The following is a 19,744-nucleotide window of genomic DNA, read 5'->3' on the forward strand; positions in this document are numbered from 1 at the left end:
GGGCGCCGGGGGCGGTGGCGGCCCGCACGAGCAGCGGCAGCGCGGCGGACACCGGCAGCCAGCGCGCCGGGACGGTCCGCGGCCGGACACCGTCGGCACCGTCCGGGAGCACGACGGTGAGGTCGCCGGGCTCGCCGAGCCCGGTGGGCGGTGCGCCGCCCGCCGGGTCCCAGAACGCGATCCGCGCCGCGCGGGGCGGATCGGCGGGCCGGACCACGGCGGCGCAGCCGATCGGGTCGCCGTGGTCCGGGGAGGATAGGGCAGGGGGTGCGGGGTGCAGCGGTCCTCCTCGGTGGGATCGCGGGCGGGACGGGTGCTCGTACGCGGGGTGCGAGGTCAGCGCACCCGGTCGAAGAACGCACGCACGTCCTGGACGAACAGGTCGGGCTCCTCCAGGGCGGCGAACGTACCGCCGCGGTCGAACTCCGTCCAGTGCACGATATTGGTGTCGCGTTCGGCGAACCGGCGGATCGGCCGGAGGATGCCGCGCGGGAAGACGGCCACCCCGGTCGGCACGTCCGATCTCGGCACGTCCGTCGCCAGCTCCGCCTCCTCGGCGGTGTCCGGGGTCTCCACGAACGACCGTGCCGCGGAGCCCGCGGTGTTGGTGAGCCAGTACAGCATCACGTTGGTGAGCAGCCGGTCGCGGTCGACCGCCTCCTCGGGGCTGTCGGCGCAGTCGGTCCACTCCTTGAACACGCCGGCGATCCACGCCAGGTGGCCGACCGGGGAGTCGGCGAGGGCGTAGGCGAGCGACTGCGGCCGGTCGGACTGGATCTTCTTGTAGCCGTAGAGCTCGCGCATGTAGTACTCCCCGAACGCCAGCCGCTCCTGGTCGGCCTCGCTGAGCCCGTCCATCTCACCGGGCGCCCCGACGGGGAAGGTGATCATCCCGTTCGTGTGCACGCCGACCACGCGGTCGGGCTCCAGCAGTCCGAGCTCGCGGGAGATCCAGGTGCCCCAGTCGCTGCCCTGCGCGCCGTAGCGGGAGTAGCCGAGCCGCCGCATCAGCTCGGCCCAGGCGCGGGCGATGCGGCGCGACCCCCATCCGAGTTCGCGGGTCGGGCCGGACGGTCCGTAACCCGGGAGCGAGGGGACCACCAGGTGGAAGGCGTGCCCGGGGTCTCCGCCGTGCGCGCGCGGGTCGGTGAGCGGTCCCACGACGTCGAGGTACTCCACGACCGAGCTCGGCCACCCGTGGGTGAGGACGAGCGGCAGCGCGTCCGGTTCGGGGGAGCGGACGTGCAGGAAGTGCACGTTCTGGCCGTCGATCTCGGTGGTGAACTGGGGGAACGAGTTGAGGTGCGCCTCCTGGGCGCGCCAGTCGTAGCCGGTCCGCCAGTACTCGGCGAGGTCCTTCAGGTAGCCGAGCGGGGCGCCGTGCGCCCAGCCGATGCCGGGGACCTCGTCGGGCCACCGGGTGCGGGCGAGCCGGTCGCGGAGGTCACGCAGGTCGTGGTCGCCGGCGTGGAACCGGAACGGCCGGATCTCGTGGTCGTCGGTCTCGAAGGTGCTGGGATGCATACGCCCGTCCTCGATGGGATACCGCCGGATGGTGGAACGTACAGCGTACCGTACGGCATACCGTTGGGTGTACGGACCACGGAGGCCGGGGCGGAGGGGCGTTAGGATGAGCCGCACCATGGCGACGGAGTACAACGGCACCGCGGACCCCGCACGCAGCCTGGCGCTGCTGTGGCGGACCCATGAGCGGTCGAGCCGGAAGGGCAAGCCCGACCTCAGCGTGGACCGGATCGCGGCCGCGGCGATCGACATCGCCGACGCGGAGGGGCTGGCGGCGCTATCCATGCGGCGCGTCGCCGAACGGCTCGGCGTGGGGACCATGTCCCTCTACACCTACGTCCCGGCCAAGGCGGAGCTCGTCGACGTCATGCTGGACACCGTCTACGGCGAGACCGCCCGGCCCGAGGACGTCCCCGGGGGGTGGCGGGCGCGGCTGGCGCTGATCGCGCGGGAGAACCGGGACCTGCACCGCCGGCACCCGTGGATGCTGCAGGTCGCCGCGGTGAACCGCCCGGTGCTCGGCCCGAACCTCATGGCCAAGTACGAGTACGAACTGCGGGCGGTCGCCGGTATCGGCCTCACGGAGATCGAGATGGACTTCGTGGTCAACCTCGTCGCCAGCTACGTCCAGGGCGCCGCCCGTGGCGCGGTGGACGCCGCGCAGTCCGAGAGCCGCAGCGGGGTCACCGACGAGCAGTGGTGGCGGGCGCACGCCCCGCTGCTGGGCAGGCTCTTCGACCCGGAGCGCTACCCCACCGCGGCGGCGGTGGGGTCGGCGGTCGGCGAGAGCCACGGCAGTGCCTACGACCCGGACGCCAACTTCGAGTTCGGACTCGAACGGGTGCTCGACGGCATCGAGGCCTTCCTCGCCGCGCGCCCGCGCCCCTGACCGTCCGCCCGCCTTCCCCGGCCGCCCGGCGCGGCCGCCCGCGCCCACCCGCACGCGCGGCGACAACCGCCGCGCACCCTTGGCCGCACCTCCTCGCCCCGAGTACTCCGCCGCGCGCCGTCAGTGCGCGCCCGACGCCGGAGCACCTCCCGCGACCCGTCCACCAGCCCGAAATCACCCACGAACGTGACGGCGGCCACTAAAGTACGTGATCCGCACCATGCGTCGCAGGGTGTGTCATGTCCGACACACGGGACTAGTCTTTCCGCTGGCCCTTACGCCACTCCGGCGTAAGTTTCCGTTCTTCTGCGGTACACGTTGTCCTAGTTGTCACAAATCTTGGCATCGGGCGCTCGTGGCACCGCTGAGACCGCCGAATCCCGTGTGCGGAACGAGCGCGACACGCGCGTGGTCGTCCCGTGCGTGGGACCGACCCCCCTTGATGTGAGGAAATAGCCAGATGAGTGAGGACATCCTGAGCCCGAGGGGCCAGGACCGGCATGTCGATGCGGGAGACAGCGGCTACAGCAAGTCGCTGACCGCGCGCCACGTGAACATGATCGCGATCGGCGGCGCCATCGGCACCGGCCTCTTCCTGGGCGCCGGCGGGCGCCTGGCCACGGCGGGCCCCGCCCTCGCGGTCGCCTACGCAGTCTGCGGGCTGTTCGCGTTCTTCGTCGTGCGCGCCCTCGGCGAGCTGATCCTGCACCGCCCCTCCTCGGGCTCCTTCGTGTCCTACTCGCGGGAGTTCATGGGGGAGAAGGGCGCCTACGTGAGCGGCTGGCTGTACTTCCTCAACTGGTCCACGACCGGAATCGCCGACATCACGGCGATCGCCCTGTACGTCCATTACTGGAGCATGTTCTCCGACATCCCGCAGTGGGTGCTGGCGATGATCGCACTGGCCGTGGTCCTCGCCTTCAACCTCATCTCCGTGAAGATCTTCGGTGAGATGGAGTTCTGGTTCGCGATCATCAAGGTGGCGGCTCTGGTCGCCTTCATGGTGATCGGGATCTTCCTGCTCGTCACCGGCCAGGAGGTGGGCGGCCACGACAGCGGCGTGCACCTGCTGACCAGCGAGGGCGGCTTCTTCCCCGCGGGCGTACTGCCGGTGGTCCTCGTCATGCAGGGCGTCATCTTCGCCTACTCCGCCGTCGAGATGGTCGGTGTGACCGCCGGCGAGACCGCCGAGCCCGAGAAGATCATGCCGAGGGCGATCAACTCGATCATGTGGCGCATCGCCGTCTTCTACATCGGTTCGGTGCTGCTGCTCGCGATGCTGCTGCCCTACACCGAGTTCCAGCAGGGCGAGAGCCCCTTCGTCACCGTCCTCACCCAGCTCGGCGTGCCGGCGGCCGGCGATGTGATGAACCTGGTCGTCCTCACCGCCGCCATGTCGAGCCTGAACTCCGGGCTCTACACCACCGGCCGGATCCTGCGCTCCATGGCCATGGCCGGCTCCGCGCCGAAGTTCACCAGCGTGATGAGCCGCAGCCGGGTGCCCTACGGCGGCATCCTGCTCACCTGCGCCGTCTGCGTGCTGGGCGTGGGCCTGAACTACGCACTGCCCGCCGAGGCGTTCGAGATCGTTATCAACTTCGCGGCGATCGGCGTGATCGGCACGTGGAGCATGATCATGCTCTCCCACCTGATGTTCTACCGGCGCGCCAGGGCCGGCCTCGTCACCCGGCCGTCCTACCAGCTCCCCGGCTCCCCCTACACCGAGATCATCACGCTGCTGTTCTTCGCCAGCATCGTGGTCATGATGTGGTTCGAGGAGGTCGGGCGCTACACGATCATGTCGCTGCCCGTCATCATCGCGGCGCTGGTCCTCGGCTGGTTCGTCGTCCGCGGCCGGGTCAGCGAGATCGCGGCCGAGCGGGCCCGGACGGAGCCCGTGGACAAGTAGGCAGGCGGCGTCCAAAGGCGGGGCCACCGCCCGACGCGCGGGGCGCGGCGTTCGACGCCGCGCATCGGCGAGACGGGGGGTGGCCTACCTGGGCCCGAACACGCTGCGGATGTCCGAGGCCATGCTCGCCGTGTTCGAGGATGCCGGCTTCCCGCTGGAGGCGGCTGACCGCGCCGTGAACACGCTGGTCGCCTACGTCATCGGGATGTCGACCAGCGAGGCGGCGTGGCTGACGTCGCTCGGCCGGAGCGGTCAGGGCGAGCGCGAGTGGGCGGAGCGCCTGTGGCCCGCCGCGGAGCAGGCCGTCCAGGCGTATCCGCGGATGCGCGCGCTGTACGCCGCGCAGCGGGACGGCGACCCGGGCCGCACCCGCGACGACGCTTTCGACGACGGGCTCGACTGCGTCCTCGGCGGCCTGGCGGCCCGCCTGGCCTGAGCCGGGCCGGGCCGCGGTCTCCAGCGGATGGGCGGTCGGCGCCTGCTCGGTGCCGCCGTCAGCCCGATCGACGCGGCCGCGTCACCGCGTCACCGCCAGCCGTACCTGCTGCGCAGCACCGCGCCGATCCGCCAGAAGCGCTCCTCGTCCACGACGGCGCCCTCGCGCCGGATGTCGTCCTCCTCGAGCTCGAACAGCCGGTCCAGCCGGATGTAGGACACCCGCCCCGCGCGGTCTCACGGACCGCTGCCCAGCTCCAGCCAGTCGGGCTCCTCGTGGTCCTGCGGCTCCTGGGTGGACAGCATCAGCGCGTGCAGCAGGCGGCCTCTGCGGCCCACGACGAGCAGCGGGCGGTCCTTGCCCTGGAGGGGGTCATCCTCGTAGGGCACCCACGTCCACACGATCTCACCGGCGTCCGCCATGCCGTCGCGGTCGGGGGCATAGGCAAGGGTGGTCGCGTTGCGGCCGGTCGGTACCTCGCGGATCGCGCCGCGGTGGGGGTGGAGGGGCCGGTCGGAGGTTGATTCTCGATCTCGCACGCGCGCAGCCTAGCGCCGACCGCGGCGGCCGCCGAACGCCGGAACGGGCGGCCGCGCGCCGCCCGGACTCCCCCGCGCGGTCCGGAGCCGCGGTCGGCGGCCGTCGCTTCGATGACGCCCGGGGCGCGCAGGGCCTCGGCCCGCCAGGCGCAGAGGCCCGGAACGGCGCACTCGCCTTGAGCCGTCCCGGATGTCCGGAGCAGGTCTCGCGCAGGTAGTCGCGGACAGCGGTGCGAAATCCCGGGCCCCACACCAGGGCGGCCAACTCGATCGAGGCCTCGACTTGGCCGGCGGCGGGGTCCTCGGGCAGGACCGGCCGCGTCGTCGGCGTCCGGTCGACGAAGCCGTCCACCGTTCCGCGCTGCTTGACCAGCGCACCCGCCGGGGAGGCCGCCCGCCACGGGCCCGGACGCCCCCGGGGAGGCGGCCCGGGTACGCCCGGACGGGTGCACCGGCCGTGCGGTCGAGGGCGCCGCCCTCCGGAAGCCCCGATCGGCCGCCCCACCTGAGAGTTCCCATGATCCGAGACAGCTATTCCGTAAAATGAGACGCGGGATTAGGGTCGCCGGTATGAGCACGCACCGCTGGAACGCCGAACTGTACGACACCCGCCACGCCTTCGTCGCCGACCTCGGTGCCGACCTACTGGAACTCCTCGACGCCCGGCCCGGCGAACGCGTCCTGGACGCGGGCTGCGGGACCGGGGTCCACGTCAGCGCCCTGCACGCCGCCGGGGTGGACGTCGTCGGCGTCGACGCCAGCCCCGAGATGGTCGAGCGCGCCCGCGCCCGGTTCCCCGGCATCGACGTCCGGGTCGCCGACCTGCGCACACTCGGCCTCCCGGGCGGCTTCGACGCGGTCCTCAGCAACGCCGTGCTGCACTGGATCCCCGAGGCGGACCGCGCCGCGGCCGCGATCGCGGCGGCCCTGCGGCCCGGCGGCCGGCTGGTCGCCGAGCTCGGCGGGGCCGGCAACATCTCCGCCATCGACACCGGCGCCCGGCGGCTGCGCGCCGAGCTCGGCCTGCCCGAGCCCGTCTCCCCCTGGTACTTCCCGGGCATCGCCGACTACGCCCAGGTGCTCGCCGCGGCCGGCCTGGAGCTGACCGGCGCCTGGCTGTTCGACCGGCCCACCCGCCTGGCGGGCCAGGACGGCCTCGCCGACTGGGTCCGGATGTTCGGCGCCCACCTCCTCGACGGCGTCGCGGACACCGACGCGTTCCTGGCCGCGCTCGCGGACCGGCTGCGCCCGACGTGCTTCCAGGACGGCGCCTGGTGGGCCGACTACCGGCGGCTGCGCGTCACCGCCACCCGGGTCGCACGGTGACCGGTCCGCACGCCCCGGCCCCGAACCCGCCTGCCGTACCGGCGGCGCCAGCGCCCCCGGCGGCCCGCGTGTGGTGCTCCGGGCGCACTCGCTCAGGCGTCGGTTCCGAAGACCTGCGTGAGGAGCTCGATGAGCAGCGCCGCGTCGGCGTCGAAGGCGACGTGCGCGTTGCGCGTCGCCGTACTGCCGGGACGCGTGTCCATCACCGTGCGGCCGATCGTCAGCGGACTCGCCGTCTCGACGGTGAGAGCCAGATGGCGGGTGGTGATGACGTCGGGCCGCACGAGGTAGGCGGTGCACAGCACGTCGTGGACCGGGGCCGCCTCCTCGCCTGCGGCCGACGCGCCGTAGGCGTCGATGCGGCGTCCGATGAACCGTGCGGCCGCGATACCGGCCGGTGTCGCGAGGCCCTCCAGAACCCGGCAGGCCGACCGGGTCACCAGCGCGCGGTGGGTGGCATCGAGAGGCACGAGGGTGAGGCGGCGGAAACCGGCTGAGAAGACCACGTTCGCGGCCTCGGGGTCGGCCCAGATGTTGAACTCCGCCGAGGCGGTCACGTTCGTCGTGGCATGCCCGCCTCCCATGACGACCACTTCCTCGACGGCCTCGGTCAGCGACGGGTCGATCGTCAGCACGGTGGCGATGTTGCTCAGCGGGCCCACCGGTACGAGGGTGAGCGGCTCGGTGGTCGACCGGAGCGTTTCGACGAGGTACTCGACGGCGCCGACGTCCTGGGCGGTGCCGCGCGGAGGCGGAATCGGCAGGGCGCTGCCGTGCGGATCGTTGCCGGAATCGCGGTCGAAATGCCGGGCGCCGGGGAATCCCGAGCGGGCGATCGGCCGCGACAGGCCCGCGAAGACGGGGATCTCAGGCCGTTCGATCCAGTCCAGGACGCGCAGCGTGTTGTCCGTGGTGTCGGCGAGCGGCACGTTGCCGTTGACCGTGGTCACCGCGAGGAGCTCGATCTCCGGGTGCAGGGCGGCGAACATGATGGCCACGGCGTCGTCCGTGCCGGTGTCCACGTCCAGGATGATGCTGCGCCCCATGGGATCCTGCCTCCGTGTCGCGTCCTCGCCCATCAAGGGCGAGCCTCCGCGACTCTAACGCCCCCCGGCCGGCGGAGCGATCCCCTGGAGGACCGGGCGTTCGATCGGCCGGGTGGCCGCACGGAGGTCACGGGGCGAGGTGTCCCGCCGCCTGCTCGACCGCGCGGCGGCTACTCGTCCGTGACCAGCGCCAGCAGGAAACCGTCGTACCCCTTCTCCCCGACCGTCTGCAGCGCGGTGGCGGTGAGCCGGGGATGCGCGGCCACCAGTTCGGTGAACCGGCGGACGCCCCGTACCCGCGGATCGGCGCTGCCGGGGTCGGCCACCGCGCCATCGCGGACCACGTTGTCGGCGATGATGAGGGCGCCCGGCCGGGTGAGCCGCAGCGCCCACTCCAGGTAGGCCGGATTGTTCGGCTTGTCGGCGTCGATGAAGACCAGGTCGACTCCGGTGAGCCCCTCCGCCTCCAGGCGCGGCAGGCTCTCCAGCGCGGGGCCGGTGCGGATCTCGACCCGGTCGGCCAGGCCGGCGCGCTCGATGTTGGCGCGCGCGGTTCCGGCCCACCGCGCGTCGGCCTCCAGGGAGATCAGCCGCCCGCCCTCGGGCAGCGCCCGCGCCAGCCAGATGGTGCTGTAACCGCCCAGGGCGCCGATCTCCAGGACGGTGCGCGCACCGCGCACCCGTGCCAGCAGGTGCAGGAGTTTTCCCTGGTTGGGGGCGACCTGGTGCGGTGGCAGACCGGCCGCGGCGCTCGCCGCCAGGGCCGCCTCCAGCGCCGGGTCCGCCGCCACCAGGAGCCCGTTGAAGTATCCGTCCACCTCGGTCCAGCGCCGCGTGTCCATACCCGTCCGCCCTCCGGTGCCTCCAGATCGCCGCTGGGAATCTACCGGGCCGGGGTGTGATCCGCCTCAGGAGGCGGCGGGGGTTCGCCGGACCCCCAACGGGTGGCCGGCACCATGGGCGGCCGGCTTTCCGCTCACTACCGTCGTCGTCATGCCCAAGACCCATCGCGCCGCGGCGCTGGCCGCCGGCCTCGCGTTCGCGCTCCCGCTCGCCGCTCCGGCCGCCGCGGACGTCGTCCCCGCCGAGCCCGCCGGTTTCCGGTTCACCCTGCCTCAGCCCACCGGCCGCTACCAGGTGGGCACCACCGAACTCCGGCTCGTCGACGCCGACCGCGCCGACCAGTGGGGCCAGGACGGCCCGCGCGAGTTCATGGTCAGCATCTGGTATCCGGCCCGTGCGACGGGCGGGACCGAGCGCGCCGGGTACATGCCGCAGGAGGTCGGCGAGATCTTCGGGGCATCGCTCCGGCTCGGCCCCGGAGCGGTCGACTACGCGGGGTCGCCCACCTCGGCCGTACCGGACGCCCCCGCCCTCCAGCGCGGGAAGCGGCCGATCGTGCTCTACTCCCCCGGCGGCGGCTCCCCGCGCGCCACCGGCACCACGCTGGTGGAGGAACTGGCGAGCCGCGGCTACGTGGTGGTGACGATGGACCACACCGGCGAGGCGCCGGTCCGTTTCCCCGACGGGCGGATCGAGGAGCCCTACTACGACGGCGAGGCCCCCGACCTCTACAGCAGGCTGATGACCGACCGCGTCGCCGACAGCAGGTTCGTCCTGGACCACCTGGAGGAGGTGCGGGAGGAGAACGCGCGCGACGCCGACGGCCGGCGGGTGCCGCGCGGGCTCGGCGCCATCCTCGACCTCTCCCGGGTCGGCATGTTCGGGCACTCGATGGGCGGATCCGCCGCCGCGCACACCATGTACGAGGACGAGCGGGTCGACGCCGGCGCCGACCTGGACGGCTCCATCACCTTCACCGAGGACGGGGGCGCGTTCGAGGAGCGGTTCCCGGTCGCACGCGAGGGCCTGGACCGCCCCTTCCTTCTGATGGGCGGCAGCGGCGTCGGCGACTCCGGCGAGATCGAGCCGCACACGCACCGGTCCTGGGACGACTGGCGCCGGTTCTGGGACAACTCGACCGGCTGGCGGCTGGACGTGAACTTCCCGGAAGCGCGGCACTTCTCCTTCGCCGACCACCAGGTCCTCCTGCCGCAGCTCGCGGAGGAGTTCGACATGCCGGACGAGGCGGTGGCCGGCACGATTGGGACCGCCGACGACCCCGGCCGCCTGCACGCCTCCGAGCGCGCGTACGTGGTGGCGTTCTTCGACGAGATGCTGCTCGGCAGGCCGCAGCCCCTCCTCGACGCGGAGTCCCCCGATCACCCGGACGCCCGCTTCGTGGACTGAGCGCCGGTCCCGGCCGACACCGGGGGCGTCCGTGAGGGGCGGCTCTGCCCATTCCCGCGCGTTCACCCAGGTGGCAGGGGCTCTGGGTGTCGCGGCTCGCTGCCCGCGGCCCGGAGCCCCTCCCGCTCCCCGGAACCGCCGGCATCGCCGCCTACGGGAGGACGCGGTGGAGAAGCTGGCCGGGCGCGCCGCCGCACCGGGGGGCGGAGTGAACGAGTCCGCCTCCCGCACGGGCCGCGACGGGGTCGATCGCGATCCCGCGAAGCGACGCGGGCCGGGCTCGTGCTCTCCCAGAGCTCTGGAGCCGCGCGGGGGCACGGAACCGCTCACGATGCTCCGGCCGCGGGGGTACGGGACGGCCGGGGCCCTGCTCCCGGACGGCATCCCCCTAGCTGATGACCTGCCGCGCCGGGTGGAACCCGGCACAGCACAAGCCGGAATCCGTGCTCATCGCCCGAGCCGGCCGCCCGGACGGTGGCCGGCGATCGTGGTGGTATTGACCCGTCGGGGCCGTGGCCGATCCGGCGCCCGTGCGCCCCGTGGCGGCTCGGGAGGTGTGCGATGGCCGGACGGCCGATTACGCTGCTGGCGCTCGCCGGCGGCGCGGGATCGGGCACGTCCACGATCGGCCGCGCGCTCGCCGAGCGCATGCCCGGCACGGCCGTCGTGCATCTGGACGACTGCTACCACACCGACATCCGGCTGGCACCGACCGTGCCCGCCTTCGACGGCGGTGGGCGGATCGTCGACGCGAGCGACCCGCGATCACTCGACCCGGCCCGCATCACCGCAGCGATCGGGCGGCACGCCGCTGCCAGGCTGATCGTCGTCGAAGGCGTCTTCGCGCTCGCCCTGGAGCAGGTCCGGCTCCGGGCCGGATGGCGCGCCTACGTCGAGGCGCCCGCCGACATCCGGCTCGCCCGAGCGGCCCTGCGCAAGATCGAGGCGGGCCGCAACGCCCGCCACGTCCTGCGCGGGTACCTCGAACGCGGTCGTACGGCTCACGAGCGGCATGTCGCTCCCAGCCGCGCACACGCCGACATCGTCCTGGACGGGACCTGCCCCGTTCCCGAGCTGGTCGAACGGCTCCGCCGTCTCACCGCCGGGCGCCGGCCGGCGGGCCCGGCCCGCTCGGCGGGCCGGGCGGGAGCGGCGCCGTCAGCGGACCGCTAGCAGCGTCTTGCCGATGGTCGCCCGCGCCTCGATGGCGGCGTGCGCCTCCCACGCGCGGTCCAACGGGAAGCGCTGCCCGATCAGCGGACGCAGCCGGCCGGCGGCGGCCTCGGCCAGGGCGGTCTCGGCGTAGGCGCGGAGCCGCGCCGGGGGCGCCGACGCCTGGACGAGTACCACCCCGCGGGACCCGGCGTCGGCCTCCGACACGTTCGCCCACTCTCCGCTGGCGAGCCCGTAGCTGGCCATCCGCCCGCCGCGCCCGAGCAGCCCGAACGCCGTCCGGCCGACGGCACCGCCGACCCCGTCGAAGACCACGTCCACCTCCGCCACGGACGCCCGGACGCGGTCCGCCCAGTCGGGTTCCCGGTAGTCGGCCACGACGTCGGCGCCGAGACCGCGTGCCACCACCGCCTTACGGGGACCACCGACCGCCGCGACCACGGTCGCGCCCGCGCCCCGGGCGAGCTGGACCAGCAGCGACCCGACGCCGCCCGCGGCCGCCTCGACGAGCACCCGGTCCCCGTGCCGCAGGTCCACCGCGCGGGTCAGCATGATCGCCGTGCGGCCGTCGGCGAGCAGGGCCACCGCGTCGTCCAGCGCCAGGCCGCCCGGGACGTCGATGACGCCGGCGGCGTCCACCGCGACGCGCTCGGCGTAGCCGCCGGACCCGCCGGTGGAGGTGACCACCCGCCGGCCCACCATGTCCGCGGCGACCCCGGGCCCCACCGCGGCGACCACTCCGCCGACGCCGTTGCCGGGAACCAGGGGAGGCCGGCCGCGGAACGGACCGAACCCGTTCGCGCGGAACTGGGTCTCCACGAACGTGATGTTCGCGAACTCCACGTCGATTAGCACCTGCCCGGGGCCGGGCTCCGGGTCCGGTGCGTCCCCTGCGACGAGCACCTCGGGCCCGCCGAACTCCGTCAACCACACCGCGCGCATGGGCGGTCCTCTTTTCCAGGCGTGTCGTCCGTCCCGCTCCAGCCTGCAACCTCGACCAAAGTGGAGGTCAACCGCCGGCGGCGCGGCGAAATCCGGTGGCGGGCGGCCGGTTCCGCCGCGAGAATGCGGCCATGACCATCACCCGCCTCGTCCTCTCCCGCACCGCCGACCTCGACACCGCCACGCTGACGAGGGCGCGCGACCTCCTCGACACGGTCTTCGACGGCGACTTCTCCGAGCATGACTGGGAGCACACGATCGGCGGCGTGCACGCGATCGTGTGGGAGGGGGACGACCTCGTCGGGCACGCCTCAGTGGTCCCGCGCCAGCTCACGCACCAGGGCCTGGTGCTGCGGACCGGCTACGTCGAGGGGGTCGGGGTACGTGCCGACCGGCGCGGGTGGGGCCACGGCGCGACCCTGATGGCGGCGGCCGAGCGGGTGGTGCGCGAGCAGTACGAGCTGGGGGCGCTGAGCTCCTCCGACGAGGCCCTCGACTTCTACGCGGCACGCGGCTGGCAGCGGTGGTGCGGCCCCACGTCGGTGCTCACCCCGACCGGGACCGTGCGCACTGAGGAGGACGACGGCGGCGTGTACGTCCTGCCGGTGACGCGTCCGCTCGACGTGACCGGCGATCTGGTGTGCGACTGGCGCGAGGGGGACGTCTGGTAGGGGGGTCCCATTAGCGGCGGAGCGGAATCGACGGACCTGTACCGCCACGGAACCTCCCAGCCACCCAGCAAGGGATCAGCTGCCGAGGAGGTCCTGCGGGGCCCGCACCTGCGAGGTGCGGCACCTCTCTACAACCGTCGGGTCCGGACGGCGGGCGGGCCGGAAGCGCCGTCGCGAACCGCGGCCGCCCCGGGTTCGAGCACGGCCGAATCCGTTGCGGCCGGACGGGCCGCCCGCCAGAGTGGCCGCATGACCACGCACCTCCCCCTCCCCGAGGACCGCGCCGGCGACCCAGCGCCGTGGACCTACCGGCGGGTGCTCGCCGTCGGTGAGTTCCGCGTGCTGCTGGCCGCCGAGATCCTGGCGGTGCTCGGCCTGGTGGCCGCGCAGGTCACGCTGTCAGTGCTGATCTACCAGCGCACCGGCTCTCCCCTGCTCTCGGCACTCACCTTCACTCTGGGGTTCGTTCCCCACCTGCTGGGTGCCGTGCTGCTCTCCTCCGTCACGGACCGGTTCCCGGCACGCGGGCTGCTCGTGGTGACGCAGGGGGTGAGCGCGGGCCTCATGGCGGCCATGGCGCTGCCCGGCGCGCCGATCCCCGTCCTGCTCGGACTCCTGGCCATCAGCGGGGCCATCGCCCCCGTCTACCAGGGCGCCCGCGCGGCCAGCCTCCCTGACATCCTCGCGCCGGCCGGGTTCGCGCTCGGCCGCTCCCTGCTGCGCATGGCCGGCCAGACCGCGCAGATCACCGGCTTCGCCTTCGGGGGCGCGCTGCTGCTGGCGGTACCGCCGGGCATCGCGCTGCTCACCGGGGCGGGAGCGCTGGCGCTGTCCGCGCTGCTGCTGGGGGCGGGGATGCGGGGCCGGCCGGCCCGGCTGGCGGCGGAGCGGAGTGCCGCCGCGGCGCCGGCCGCGGTCCTGCGCGACTCGCTCGCCGGTGTCCGCGACGCGATGGCGGCCCCGTTGCTGCGGACCCTCCTCCTGCTCGGCTGGCTGCCGCCGGCGTTCGCGGTCGCCGCCGAGGCGTTGGCCGCACCACTGGCCGACCGGCTCGGCGGCGGTTCCCTGACGGTCGGGCTGCTGCTCGCGGCGGCGCCGGTCGGCATCGTCGCGGGTGAACTCGCCGTCGGGTCGCTGCTTCCCCCGGAGCGCCGGCAGCGGTGGACGGTCGGCCTCGCGGTGCTGGTGTTCGCGCCGCTGCCGCTGTTCGCCCTGGCGCCGGCGCCCGCCGCCGCGGTGGCGCTGCTGGTGGTCAGCGGGCTGGGCTACGGCTACACACTCGGCCTGGACCAGCGCCTGCTCGACGCCGTTCCCGAAGAGGCGCGCGGGCGGGTGCTCTCGCTGGCGTCGGCCGGCCTCATGGTGGTGCAGGGCCTGGGCTTCGCGGCGGCCGGCGCGGTGGCCGAGGCGGTCGCCCCGCAGCTGGTCGTGGCCTCAGCCGGGGCGGCGGGCCTCGCCGTGGTGGGGTGGCTCGGCGCCGCACTGCGGCGCAGCGGCCGGAGCGCGCCGCCCGGGGGCGCGAGCTGACGGGCGCGGCTGGGGCCCGGCCGCGCCCGCGCGGGGCACCGGGCCGTGGACCGGCGCCCCGCGCACGTGTTCAGCGTCCGGCCGCGCGGCGCTCCAAGACGCGGCCCAGCGCCGCCACGGCCTCCTTGACCTCCTGCTCGGTCACCACCAGTGGCGGTGCCAGCCGGATGGTGGATCCGTGGGTGTCCTTCACGAGGATCCCCTCCGCCATCAGGTCCTCGCAGACCTGCCGGCCCGTGGCCAGCCCGGGGTCGATGTCGACGCCGGCCCACAGCCCCCGGCCGCGGACCGCGATCACGCCGCGGCCGACCAGGGCGGCCAGCTCGCCGTGCAGCACCTCGCCGAGTTCGGCGGCCCGGCGCTGGGGCTCGCCGGTTGCCAGCAGCTCCACCACGGCGCGGCCGACCGCCGCGGCCAGCGGGTTGCCGCCGAACGTACTGCCGTGCTGGCCGGGCTGGAGCACCCCCAGGACGTCGCGGTCGGCGACCACCGCCGAGACCGGCACCACGCCGCCGCCCAGCGCCTTGCCGAGCAGGTACACGTCCGGTACGACACCGCTGTGCTCGGCCGCGAACGTGCGGCCGGTGCGGCCGAGACCGGACTGGATCTCGTCCAGTACGAGGAGGACGCGGTGCTCGCTGCACAGCCGCCGCAGCTCGGGCAGGTAGTCGTCCGGCGGGACCAGCACACCGGCCTCGCCCTGGATCGGCTCCACCAGCACCGCCACCGTCGTCGCGTCGATGGCGGCGGCCACCGCCGCGGCGTCGCCGTAGGGGACGCGGCGGAAGCCCGGCGCGAACGGACCGAACCCGTCGCGGGCGTCGGGGTCGTCGGAGAAGCCGACGATGGTGGTGGTGCGGCCGTGGAAGTTGCCGGAGGCGACGATGACGGTGGCGGCGCCGGCCGGGACGCCCTTGACCTCGTACCCCCACTTGCGGGCGACCTTGATGCCGCTCTCCACCGCCTCGGCGCCGGTGTTCATGGGCAGCACCTGCTCCTTGCCGGCCAGCCGCGCGAGGCCGGCGCAGAACGGCCCGAACTGGTCGTGGTGGAAGGCGCGGCTGGTCAGCGTCACGCGGTCGAGCTGCCGGCGGGCGGCCTCGATGAGCGCCGGATGGCGGTGCCCGAAGTTCAGCGCCGAGTAGCCCGCGAGGAAGTCCAGGTAGCCGCGGCCCTCGACGTCGGTGACGTGCGCGCCGAGCCCCTCCCGGATGACGACCGGCAGCGGGTGGTAGTTGTGCGCTCCGTACTCCTCGGCCAGCGCGATCTGCCGGTCGCCGGCGCCCGCCGCGGTGTCGATGGTGGTCATGTCTCTCCCGTCGGTCGAATCGTGCGCTACGCGCGGATCTCCTGGGTGCAGCACTTGGGGCCGCCACCGGACTTGGCCAGTTCGCTCATGTCGACGCCGATCGGGCGGTACCCGCGTTCGGCGAGCCGGGCGGCGAGGCCGCGCGCCTGTTCCGGCAGCACCACGTTGCGGCCGTCGCTGACGGCGTTCAGGCCGAGTACGGCCGCGTCGGCCTCGGCCACCCGCAGCGCGTCGGGGAACAGTCGGCCGAGGACCTGCCGCGCGGCGCCGGAGAACGCACCGGGGTAGTAGGCGATGTCCGCCCGGCCGGAGTGCACGCCGTCATCCAGGACGGTGAGCGCGGTGTCGAGGTGGTAGAAGCGCGGATCGACGAGCCGCAGGCTGACCACGGGCAGCCCGAAGACCTCCTGGGCCTCCAGGTGGGCGGCCTGCTCGGTGCGGAACCCGGTGCCGGCCAGGACGCAGTCGCGGGTCACCGCGAAGTCGCCCTCCCCCTCGTTGACGTGCTCGGGCGCGGCGAACCGCCCGCCGTGCGCGGTCAGCCACTCCCGGTGCGCGGCCTCCTCGGGAGAGCGCTGCGGGTGCCGGAAGCGGGCGCCATAGGCGGTGCCGCCGATGACGAGGGCCCCGTTCGCGGTGAACACCATGTCGGGCAGGCCGGGTACCGGGTCGAGCAGGCTCACCCGGTGGCCGAGTTCGAGGTAGACGGCGCGCAGCCGTTCCCACTGCGCCACGGCGCGGTCGCGGTCGACCGGGGCCGCGGGGTCCATCCAGGCGTTGATCGTGTAACTGACCGTGAAATGGGTCGGTGGGCACATCAGGAAGTGCCGGGTGGTCGACACGCGTGCGGGGGCGTCGACCTCGCGCAGGACAGGTGTTGCTCTCACGATGGAACATTACGACCGGTGATCACGCTCGACCAAGACGCAAACGCTGCGTCTGGCCAGCGGTTCGTTGCGTCCTTCCGGCCTTTCGCGGCCGAATCGTGCGCGCGTCGACCAGCTCTCTCCGCCCAGCTCACTCCGCCCGGCTCGCGTCGGCCCGGGTCCTCTCGAACAGGGGGGACAGGACGAGCGTGGTCTTGGTGTGCGTCACGTACTCCAGTTCGGTCAGCCGCTGCAGCACCTGCTCGAAGTGCCGCACCCCGGCCGCGCGGATCCGCAGCAGCGCGTCGGCGTTGCCGGTGACCGTGCAGGCGGAGACCACCTCGGGCAGCCGCTCCAGGTCCTTGGCGAGCAGCGAGGGCCGGGGCTGGCCCGAGCAGTACAGCTCCACGTAGGCCTCGGTGCTCCAGCCGAGCGCGGCCGGGTCGACCACGGCGGTGAACCCGGTGACGGCGCCGGCCGCCACCAGCCGGTCGACCCGCCGCTTCACCGCGGGCGCGGACAGGCCCACCTCGGCGCCGACCGCGGCGAAACTGCGGCGGCCGTCGCGGGTGAGGATCCGGATGATCTTCTCGTCGAGTGGGTCCAGGCTCATGAGCCCAGTGTGCGCCAGGGGCGGCCCGTCCGCTCTGGGGAAGCGCGACCCGCCCAACCGCCAGCTCCCCGACGAGCGGCGGGCGGTCCTGGCGCAGCGGCTCCAGGCCGCGGCGGACGCCGTGCTGAGCGGCCTGCGCGAGGTCGCGGCGGCCAGGCCCCGCCAGACATCACCGACCTGGTGAGTCCGCGGGCCACCTCCCGGGGAGCGTCATACCGACGCTGCTCCGGTCGCGCGGCCAAAGCGCGGCCGTAAAAAGAGGTGAACGGCCCGCACGGTTCGACTATGCTCCCGGCGACCAACGACGGAGAGGCCGGACGATGCCCGATCGAGCACCCGCCACGCCCGCGACCGGCCGGGGATCGCTCACCTTCCGCCCCCTCGTCCGCGCGGACTTCCCGCTGCTGCTCACGTGGCTGCGGGCCCCGCACGTGCGCGCCTGGTGGCGAGGCGGGCCCACCACCCTTGACGGCGTGGAGCGCGAGTACGGGCCGCAGGTGGACGGGACCGACCCCACCCGCTGCTTCGTGCTGCACCTCGACGGCACCCCGATCGGCCTGTTCCAGTGCTACCGGCACGCCGACAACCCCGACTGGGACCGCGCCGTCGGCGTGCCCGCCGCGGCCGGGCTCGACTACCTCATCGGCGAGCCCGACCGGTGCGGGGCGGGCATCGGATCGGCGGCGATCACCGCCTTCACCGCCACCATGTTCGGGCTCTACCCCGAGGTCGACGCGATCGTCTCCGTGCCGCAGCGCGACAACCGGCCCTCCTGCCGCGTGCTGGAGAAGGCGGGCTTCACGCTGCTGGAGGAGCGGCTCGTCGACTCCGACGACCCCTCCGACTCCGGCGTCAGCGCCATCTACGCGCTGCGCCGCACCGCCCCGCCCGCCGGCTGACGCGCGAGCCCGTCCGACTGCCACGGGATCGGCGGTCGGGAAGGGCCGCTGCGGGCCCCTTGGGGGCGGCGCCGTTGAGGTGGGCTCCGGCTCTGGTGACACCGCCCGGCCCCGGCCTGGCCGCGTTCGTGACCCGTGGCCGTATGGCCGCCCGGTGGGACTACACGGCCCGCGTGCTCGTTGACGCCCCGGCCGAGACCGTCGCCCGGCGCATACCGAACAGCATGTAGAACGTCGAGCCGGTAGGGCGGCACCGCAGTGTCCTGGAAGCCGGAACGGAGGGCCCGCGGTCGCTGGCGGCCTACCTCGGCGTGATGGATCTCCATTTCCGGATCGAGGCGCAGAGTCCGCCCGAACTCGCGGCCGAAGTCGCCAAGCCCGCCGCACGCTACACGGCCGCGGTAGGCGGCGGCCGGCCGGGGGCGCCAGCGAATCCGTCAGACGCGCCGCGTCCGACGCCGCCGCCTGGCCGGGTGCGTGGAGCTCCCATGCCGCTCCCCCGCGAGGCGCTGGGGGCCGGGGCGCCAGCGGACGCGGTCCGCCCGCTTCGCGGCCGCCCACCCCACCGGCACGGAGAAGCGGGCATACCGCTCCACCGGGCTCGCGCCGCCCGTGGCATCGTCCGGCGCGGTCGGCGCGCGGCTCCTTCTGGCCGGGACCAGGAGCGGAGAGGTCCCCGGGGCTGTCCCGGGCGGTCCGGCGATGGCGGTCGCCGAGTACTCCGATCGGGCTGCATGCGGCGGACGGCGTCGAGCGGCGCGCCGGGGGCCTGTCGGAAAGTCCCGCTCACCGTCCCCCGCGGCAGCCGCTAGAGCATCCGCCTCAGTGTCCACAGCAGCCAGTTGCCCGCGCTGGCGCAGGCGGCCACGTCCCAGCCCTGCTCGCCCAGGCCGCTCAGTACCGCGACGACCTGGTTGTAGCTGCCGGTCGAGGTCCGCTCCTCACCTCCGGGCAGGTTGACCTGAATTGCGGAATCCGTCCAAATCCACTCGACCGTGGCGAATTCATAGCGCATGACCGACAGCGTAAGCCCGCCTCCTGGTCACTCCACCGTGGTCCGCACAGCCCCGTCCACTTCCGGCCCGCCCGCGCAGAACGGGAGCGCTGGAGCGGGCGGACGGCCGAACCGCTCCCGGGACCCGGGAACGGTTCGGCCGTGGGGACGCGCACCGGACTCGGCCGTCCGCCAAGTCCGGCTACCTCGCGGCCGGCGGAAGCGCCCTCCGGGGCCACGTCGCTCCCACGGCAGTCCCTGCCGCCACCCTGGTGCGGATCCGGTACCGCTCCACGTCCGCTAGATCGTTGATCGGGGATGCTCAGTGGTCGCGAGCCATGCGGGCGCGTGTGACCGCGGGTCCGGCATCCCGTTGTGCCAGATCGCGGCGCTGAGGGCGAGGAGTCGCTGGCGGGGGCGCGCCTGGTGGCCGTCCAGGTCGAGCTGGTTCTCCGGCGTCGAGGCGGCCGCCTCGATCGGCTGGCGCAGCCAGCACGGGAGGACACCGCGGCCGTCCTCGTCGCGGCGGGCAGGGAGGGGGCGTGAGTCCGAGGTGGGCCGTGACCTTGGCGGGCCCGGCGAATCCCTTGCCGCACACGCTCGGGTCGGGCCCCGGCGCGCACTGCCGCATGTCGAGCGGGTGCGGGGCGTGCCCGCGTTCGTCCGGGTTCTCGGAGGGGGCCGGGGTGAACGATGTGACGGCTCCCCCGGTCGGTGAGGAGCCGGGCGGAGCCAGTTCTCCGGTTCCGCCGGGCCAAAGCAGGACGGGGTCATCGAGATGGAGACGGTGTGCGGTGGGAAGGCGTCCAGGTTGGTCGTCGTACACCGGAC

Annotated in this window: 20 protein-coding genes and 1 pseudogene; 11 read left to right on the top strand and 10 right to left on the bottom strand. The window is 74.0% G+C overall.

From position 1 onward, the window contains the following. Together DEF28_RS11480 and DEF28_RS11485 are read right to left on the bottom strand one after the other, a co-directional pair. On the bottom strand, positions 1-217 hold a 217-nt coding region (locus DEF28_RS11480), incomplete at its 3' end, for a hypothetical protein (protein ID WP_147281059.1). Positions 218-336: 119 nt separating this feature from the next. Then, a complete protein-coding gene (locus tag DEF28_RS11485) occupies positions 337-1,524 on the bottom strand; it encodes an epoxide hydrolase family protein (protein WP_114397645.1) in 1,188 nt (395 codons plus the stop codon). A gap of 106 nt (positions 1,525-1,630) precedes the next feature. On the opposite strand from DEF28_RS11485, the gene DEF28_RS11490 reads away from it, so the two are divergent. The 3 genes from DEF28_RS11490 to DEF28_RS11500 all read left to right on the top strand — a co-directional run bounded on the left by DEF28_RS11490 (position 1,631) and on the right by DEF28_RS11500 (position 4,758). Continuing rightward, positions 1,631-2,413 carry a TetR/AcrR family transcriptional regulator gene (locus DEF28_RS11490; RefSeq protein ID WP_233515243.1) on the top strand — a complete coding sequence of 261 codons (783 nt, stop codon included), beginning with the start codon at positions 1,631-1,633 and terminating at the stop codon, positions 2,411-2,413. 460 nt (positions 2,414-2,873) lie between these two features. Further along, positions 2,874-4,322 (top strand): amino acid permease, encoded by a 1,449-nt coding sequence (locus DEF28_RS11495; RefSeq protein WP_114397646.1) that lies wholly within the window; start codon positions 2,874-2,876, stop codon positions 4,320-4,322. A gap of 79 nt (positions 4,323-4,401) precedes the next feature. Further along, the gene (locus tag DEF28_RS11500; RefSeq protein WP_233515244.1) at positions 4,402-4,758 is read left to right on the top strand and encodes a TetR/AcrR family transcriptional regulator C-terminal domain-containing protein; all 357 of its coding nucleotides are present in this window, start codon (positions 4,402-4,404) and stop codon (positions 4,756-4,758) included. A gap of 89 nt (positions 4,759-4,847) precedes the next feature. Here the strand turns inward: DEF28_RS11500 and DEF28_RS11505 are convergent. Continuing rightward, positions 4,848-5,297, bottom strand: a pseudogene (locus DEF28_RS11505) (type II toxin-antitoxin system PemK/MazF family toxin). 570 nt (positions 5,298-5,867) lie between these two features. Here DEF28_RS11505 and DEF28_RS11510 point away from each other — a divergent pair. Then, positions 5,868-6,623 (top strand): class I SAM-dependent methyltransferase, encoded by a 756-nt coding sequence (locus DEF28_RS11510; RefSeq protein ID WP_114397647.1) that lies wholly within the window; start codon positions 5,868-5,870, stop codon positions 6,621-6,623. Positions 6,624-6,715: 92 nt separating this feature from the next. On the opposite strand, the gene DEF28_RS11515 is transcribed toward DEF28_RS11510, so the two are convergent. Both DEF28_RS11515 and DEF28_RS11520 read right to left on the bottom strand, forming a co-directional pair. Further along, entirely contained in the window at positions 6,716-7,669 is a 954-nt protein-coding gene (locus DEF28_RS11515) for a nucleoside hydrolase (protein WP_114397648.1), read from the bottom strand. Between the two features lie 170 nt (positions 7,670-7,839). Continuing rightward, positions 7,840-8,511 (bottom strand): O-methyltransferase, encoded by a 672-nt coding sequence (locus tag DEF28_RS11520; protein WP_114397649.1) that lies wholly within the window; start codon positions 8,509-8,511, stop codon positions 7,840-7,842. Positions 8,512-8,662: 151 nt separating this feature from the next. On the opposite strand from DEF28_RS11520, the gene DEF28_RS11525 reads away from it, so the two are divergent. Then, on the top strand, positions 8,663-9,919 hold the full coding sequence (locus DEF28_RS11525) for an alpha/beta hydrolase family protein (protein WP_114397650.1): 1,257 nt from the start codon (positions 8,663-8,665) through the stop codon (positions 9,917-9,919). Between the two features lie 561 nt (positions 9,920-10,480). Continuing rightward, positions 10,481-11,092, top strand: a complete 612-nt coding sequence (locus DEF28_RS11530; RefSeq protein ID WP_114397651.1) for a uridine kinase family protein — start codon at positions 10,481-10,483, stop codon at positions 11,090-11,092. Here DEF28_RS11530 and DEF28_RS11535 read toward each other — a convergent pair. Further along, a complete protein-coding gene (locus DEF28_RS11535) occupies positions 11,078-12,034 on the bottom strand; it encodes a zinc-binding dehydrogenase (protein WP_114397652.1) in 957 nt (318 codons plus the stop codon). The two genes, DEF28_RS11530 and DEF28_RS11535, sit on opposite strands and share 15 nt — an antisense overlap. 131 nt (positions 12,035-12,165) lie before the next feature. Between DEF28_RS11535 and DEF28_RS11540 the strand changes: the two genes are divergently transcribed. Together DEF28_RS11540 and DEF28_RS11545 are read left to right on the top strand one after the other, a co-directional pair. Further along, the gene (locus tag DEF28_RS11540; protein WP_114397665.1) at positions 12,166-12,705 is read left to right on the top strand and encodes a GNAT family N-acetyltransferase; all 540 of its coding nucleotides are present in this window, start codon (positions 12,166-12,168) and stop codon (positions 12,703-12,705) included. A 249-nt stretch (positions 12,706-12,954) separates the two neighbouring features. Continuing rightward, on the top strand, positions 12,955-14,232 hold the full coding sequence (locus DEF28_RS11545) for an MFS transporter (RefSeq protein WP_114397653.1): 1,278 nt from the start codon (positions 12,955-12,957) through the stop codon (positions 14,230-14,232). A gap of 70 nt (positions 14,233-14,302) precedes the next feature. On the opposite strand, the gene rocD is transcribed toward DEF28_RS11545, so the two are convergent. The 3 genes from rocD to DEF28_RS11560 all read right to left on the bottom strand — a co-directional run bounded on the left by rocD (position 14,303) and on the right by DEF28_RS11560 (position 17,020). Next, positions 14,303-15,541 carry an ornithine--oxo-acid transaminase gene (gene rocD / locus DEF28_RS11550; RefSeq protein ID WP_114397654.1) on the bottom strand — a complete coding sequence of 413 codons (1,239 nt, stop codon included), beginning with the start codon at positions 15,539-15,541 and terminating at the stop codon, positions 14,303-14,305. Between the two features lie 26 nt (positions 15,542-15,567). Further along, a complete protein-coding gene (gene ddaH, locus DEF28_RS11555; RefSeq protein WP_114397666.1) occupies positions 15,568-16,359 on the bottom strand; it encodes a dimethylargininase in 792 nt (263 codons plus the stop codon). A 199-nt stretch (positions 16,360-16,558) separates the two neighbouring features. Next, positions 16,559-17,020 carry an Lrp/AsnC family transcriptional regulator gene (locus DEF28_RS11560; RefSeq protein WP_114397655.1) on the bottom strand — a complete coding sequence of 154 codons (462 nt, stop codon included), beginning with the start codon at positions 17,018-17,020 and terminating at the stop codon, positions 16,559-16,561. On the opposite strand from DEF28_RS11560, the gene DEF28_RS11565 reads away from it, so the two are divergent. Together DEF28_RS11565 and DEF28_RS11570 are read left to right on the top strand one after the other, a co-directional pair. After that, entirely contained in the window at positions 17,019-17,204 is a 186-nt protein-coding gene (locus DEF28_RS11565; protein WP_114397656.1) for a hypothetical protein, read from the top strand. The two genes, DEF28_RS11560 and DEF28_RS11565, sit on opposite strands and share 2 nt — an antisense overlap. 136 nt (positions 17,205-17,340) lie before the next feature. Continuing rightward, positions 17,341-17,919: a GNAT family N-acetyltransferase gene (locus DEF28_RS11570; protein WP_114397657.1), complete on the top strand. Its 579-nt coding sequence runs from the start codon at positions 17,341-17,343 to the stop codon at positions 17,917-17,919. An 808-nt stretch (positions 17,920-18,727) separates the two neighbouring features. On the opposite strand, the gene DEF28_RS11575 is transcribed toward DEF28_RS11570, so the two are convergent. Next, on the bottom strand, positions 18,728-18,934 hold the full coding sequence (locus DEF28_RS11575; protein ID WP_114397658.1) for a hypothetical protein: 207 nt from the start codon (positions 18,932-18,934) through the stop codon (positions 18,728-18,730). 354 nt (positions 18,935-19,288) lie between these two features. Between DEF28_RS11575 and DEF28_RS27510 the strand changes: the two genes are divergently transcribed. Next, positions 19,289-19,459, top strand: coding sequence for a hypothetical protein (locus DEF28_RS27510; protein WP_158562795.1), 171 nt, complete (start codon positions 19,289-19,291; stop codon positions 19,457-19,459). Positions 19,460-19,744: the final 285 nt, after the last annotated feature.

It is taken from the genome of Marinitenerispora sediminis (genome assembly GCF_003336425.1).
Lineage (GTDB): Bacteria > Actinomycetota > Actinomycetes > Streptosporangiales > Streptosporangiaceae > Marinitenerispora > Marinitenerispora sediminis.

What these genes read in the sequence shown, in the direction of transcription:
- DEF28_RS11485 (WP_114397645.1), bottom strand. Translation starts at nt 1,524, where the DNA reads ATGCATCCCAGCACCTTCGAGACCGACGACCACGAGATCCGGCCGTTC.
- DEF28_RS11490 (WP_233515243.1), top strand. Translation starts at nt 1,631, where the DNA reads ATGAGCCGCACCATGGCGACGGAGTACAACGGCACCGCGGACCCCGCA.
- DEF28_RS11495 (WP_114397646.1), top strand. Translation starts at nt 2,874, where the DNA reads ATGAGTGAGGACATCCTGAGCCCGAGGGGCCAGGACCGGCATGTCGAT.
- DEF28_RS11510 (WP_114397647.1), top strand. Translation starts at nt 5,868, where the DNA reads ATGAGCACGCACCGCTGGAACGCCGAACTGTACGACACCCGCCACGCC.
- DEF28_RS11515 (WP_114397648.1), bottom strand. Translation starts at nt 7,669, where the DNA reads ATGGGGCGCAGCATCATCCTGGACGTGGACACCGGCACGGACGACGCC.
- DEF28_RS11520 (WP_114397649.1), bottom strand. Translation starts at nt 8,511, where the DNA reads ATGGACACGCGGCGCTGGACCGAGGTGGACGGATACTTCAACGGGCTC.
- DEF28_RS11525 (WP_114397650.1), top strand. Translation starts at nt 8,663, where the DNA reads ATGCCCAAGACCCATCGCGCCGCGGCGCTGGCCGCCGGCCTCGCGTTC.
- DEF28_RS11530 (WP_114397651.1), top strand. Translation starts at nt 10,481, where the DNA reads ATGGCCGGACGGCCGATTACGCTGCTGGCGCTCGCCGGCGGCGCGGGA.
- DEF28_RS11535 (WP_114397652.1), bottom strand. Translation starts at nt 12,034, where the DNA reads ATGCGCGCGGTGTGGTTGACGGAGTTCGGCGGGCCCGAGGTGCTCGTC.
- DEF28_RS11540 (WP_114397665.1), top strand. Translation starts at nt 12,166, where the DNA reads ATGACCATCACCCGCCTCGTCCTCTCCCGCACCGCCGACCTCGACACC.
- DEF28_RS11545 (WP_114397653.1), top strand. Translation starts at nt 12,955, where the DNA reads ATGACCACGCACCTCCCCCTCCCCGAGGACCGCGCCGGCGACCCAGCG.
- rocD (WP_114397654.1), bottom strand. Translation starts at nt 15,541, where the DNA reads ATGACCACCATCGACACCGCGGCGGGCGCCGGCGACCGGCAGATCGCG.
- ddaH (WP_114397666.1), bottom strand. Translation starts at nt 16,359, where the DNA reads ATGTGCCCACCGACCCATTTCACGGTCAGTTACACGATCAACGCCTGG.
- DEF28_RS11565 (WP_114397656.1), top strand. Translation starts at nt 17,019, where the DNA reads ATGAGCCCAGTGTGCGCCAGGGGCGGCCCGTCCGCTCTGGGGAAGCGC.
- DEF28_RS11560 (WP_114397655.1), bottom strand. Translation starts at nt 17,020, where the DNA reads ATGAGCCTGGACCCACTCGACGAGAAGATCATCCGGATCCTCACCCGC.
- DEF28_RS11570 (WP_114397657.1), top strand. Translation starts at nt 17,341, where the DNA reads ATGCCCGATCGAGCACCCGCCACGCCCGCGACCGGCCGGGGATCGCTC.
- DEF28_RS11575 (WP_114397658.1), bottom strand. Translation starts at nt 18,934, where the DNA reads ATGCGCTATGAATTCGCCACGGTCGAGTGGATTTGGACGGATTCCGCA.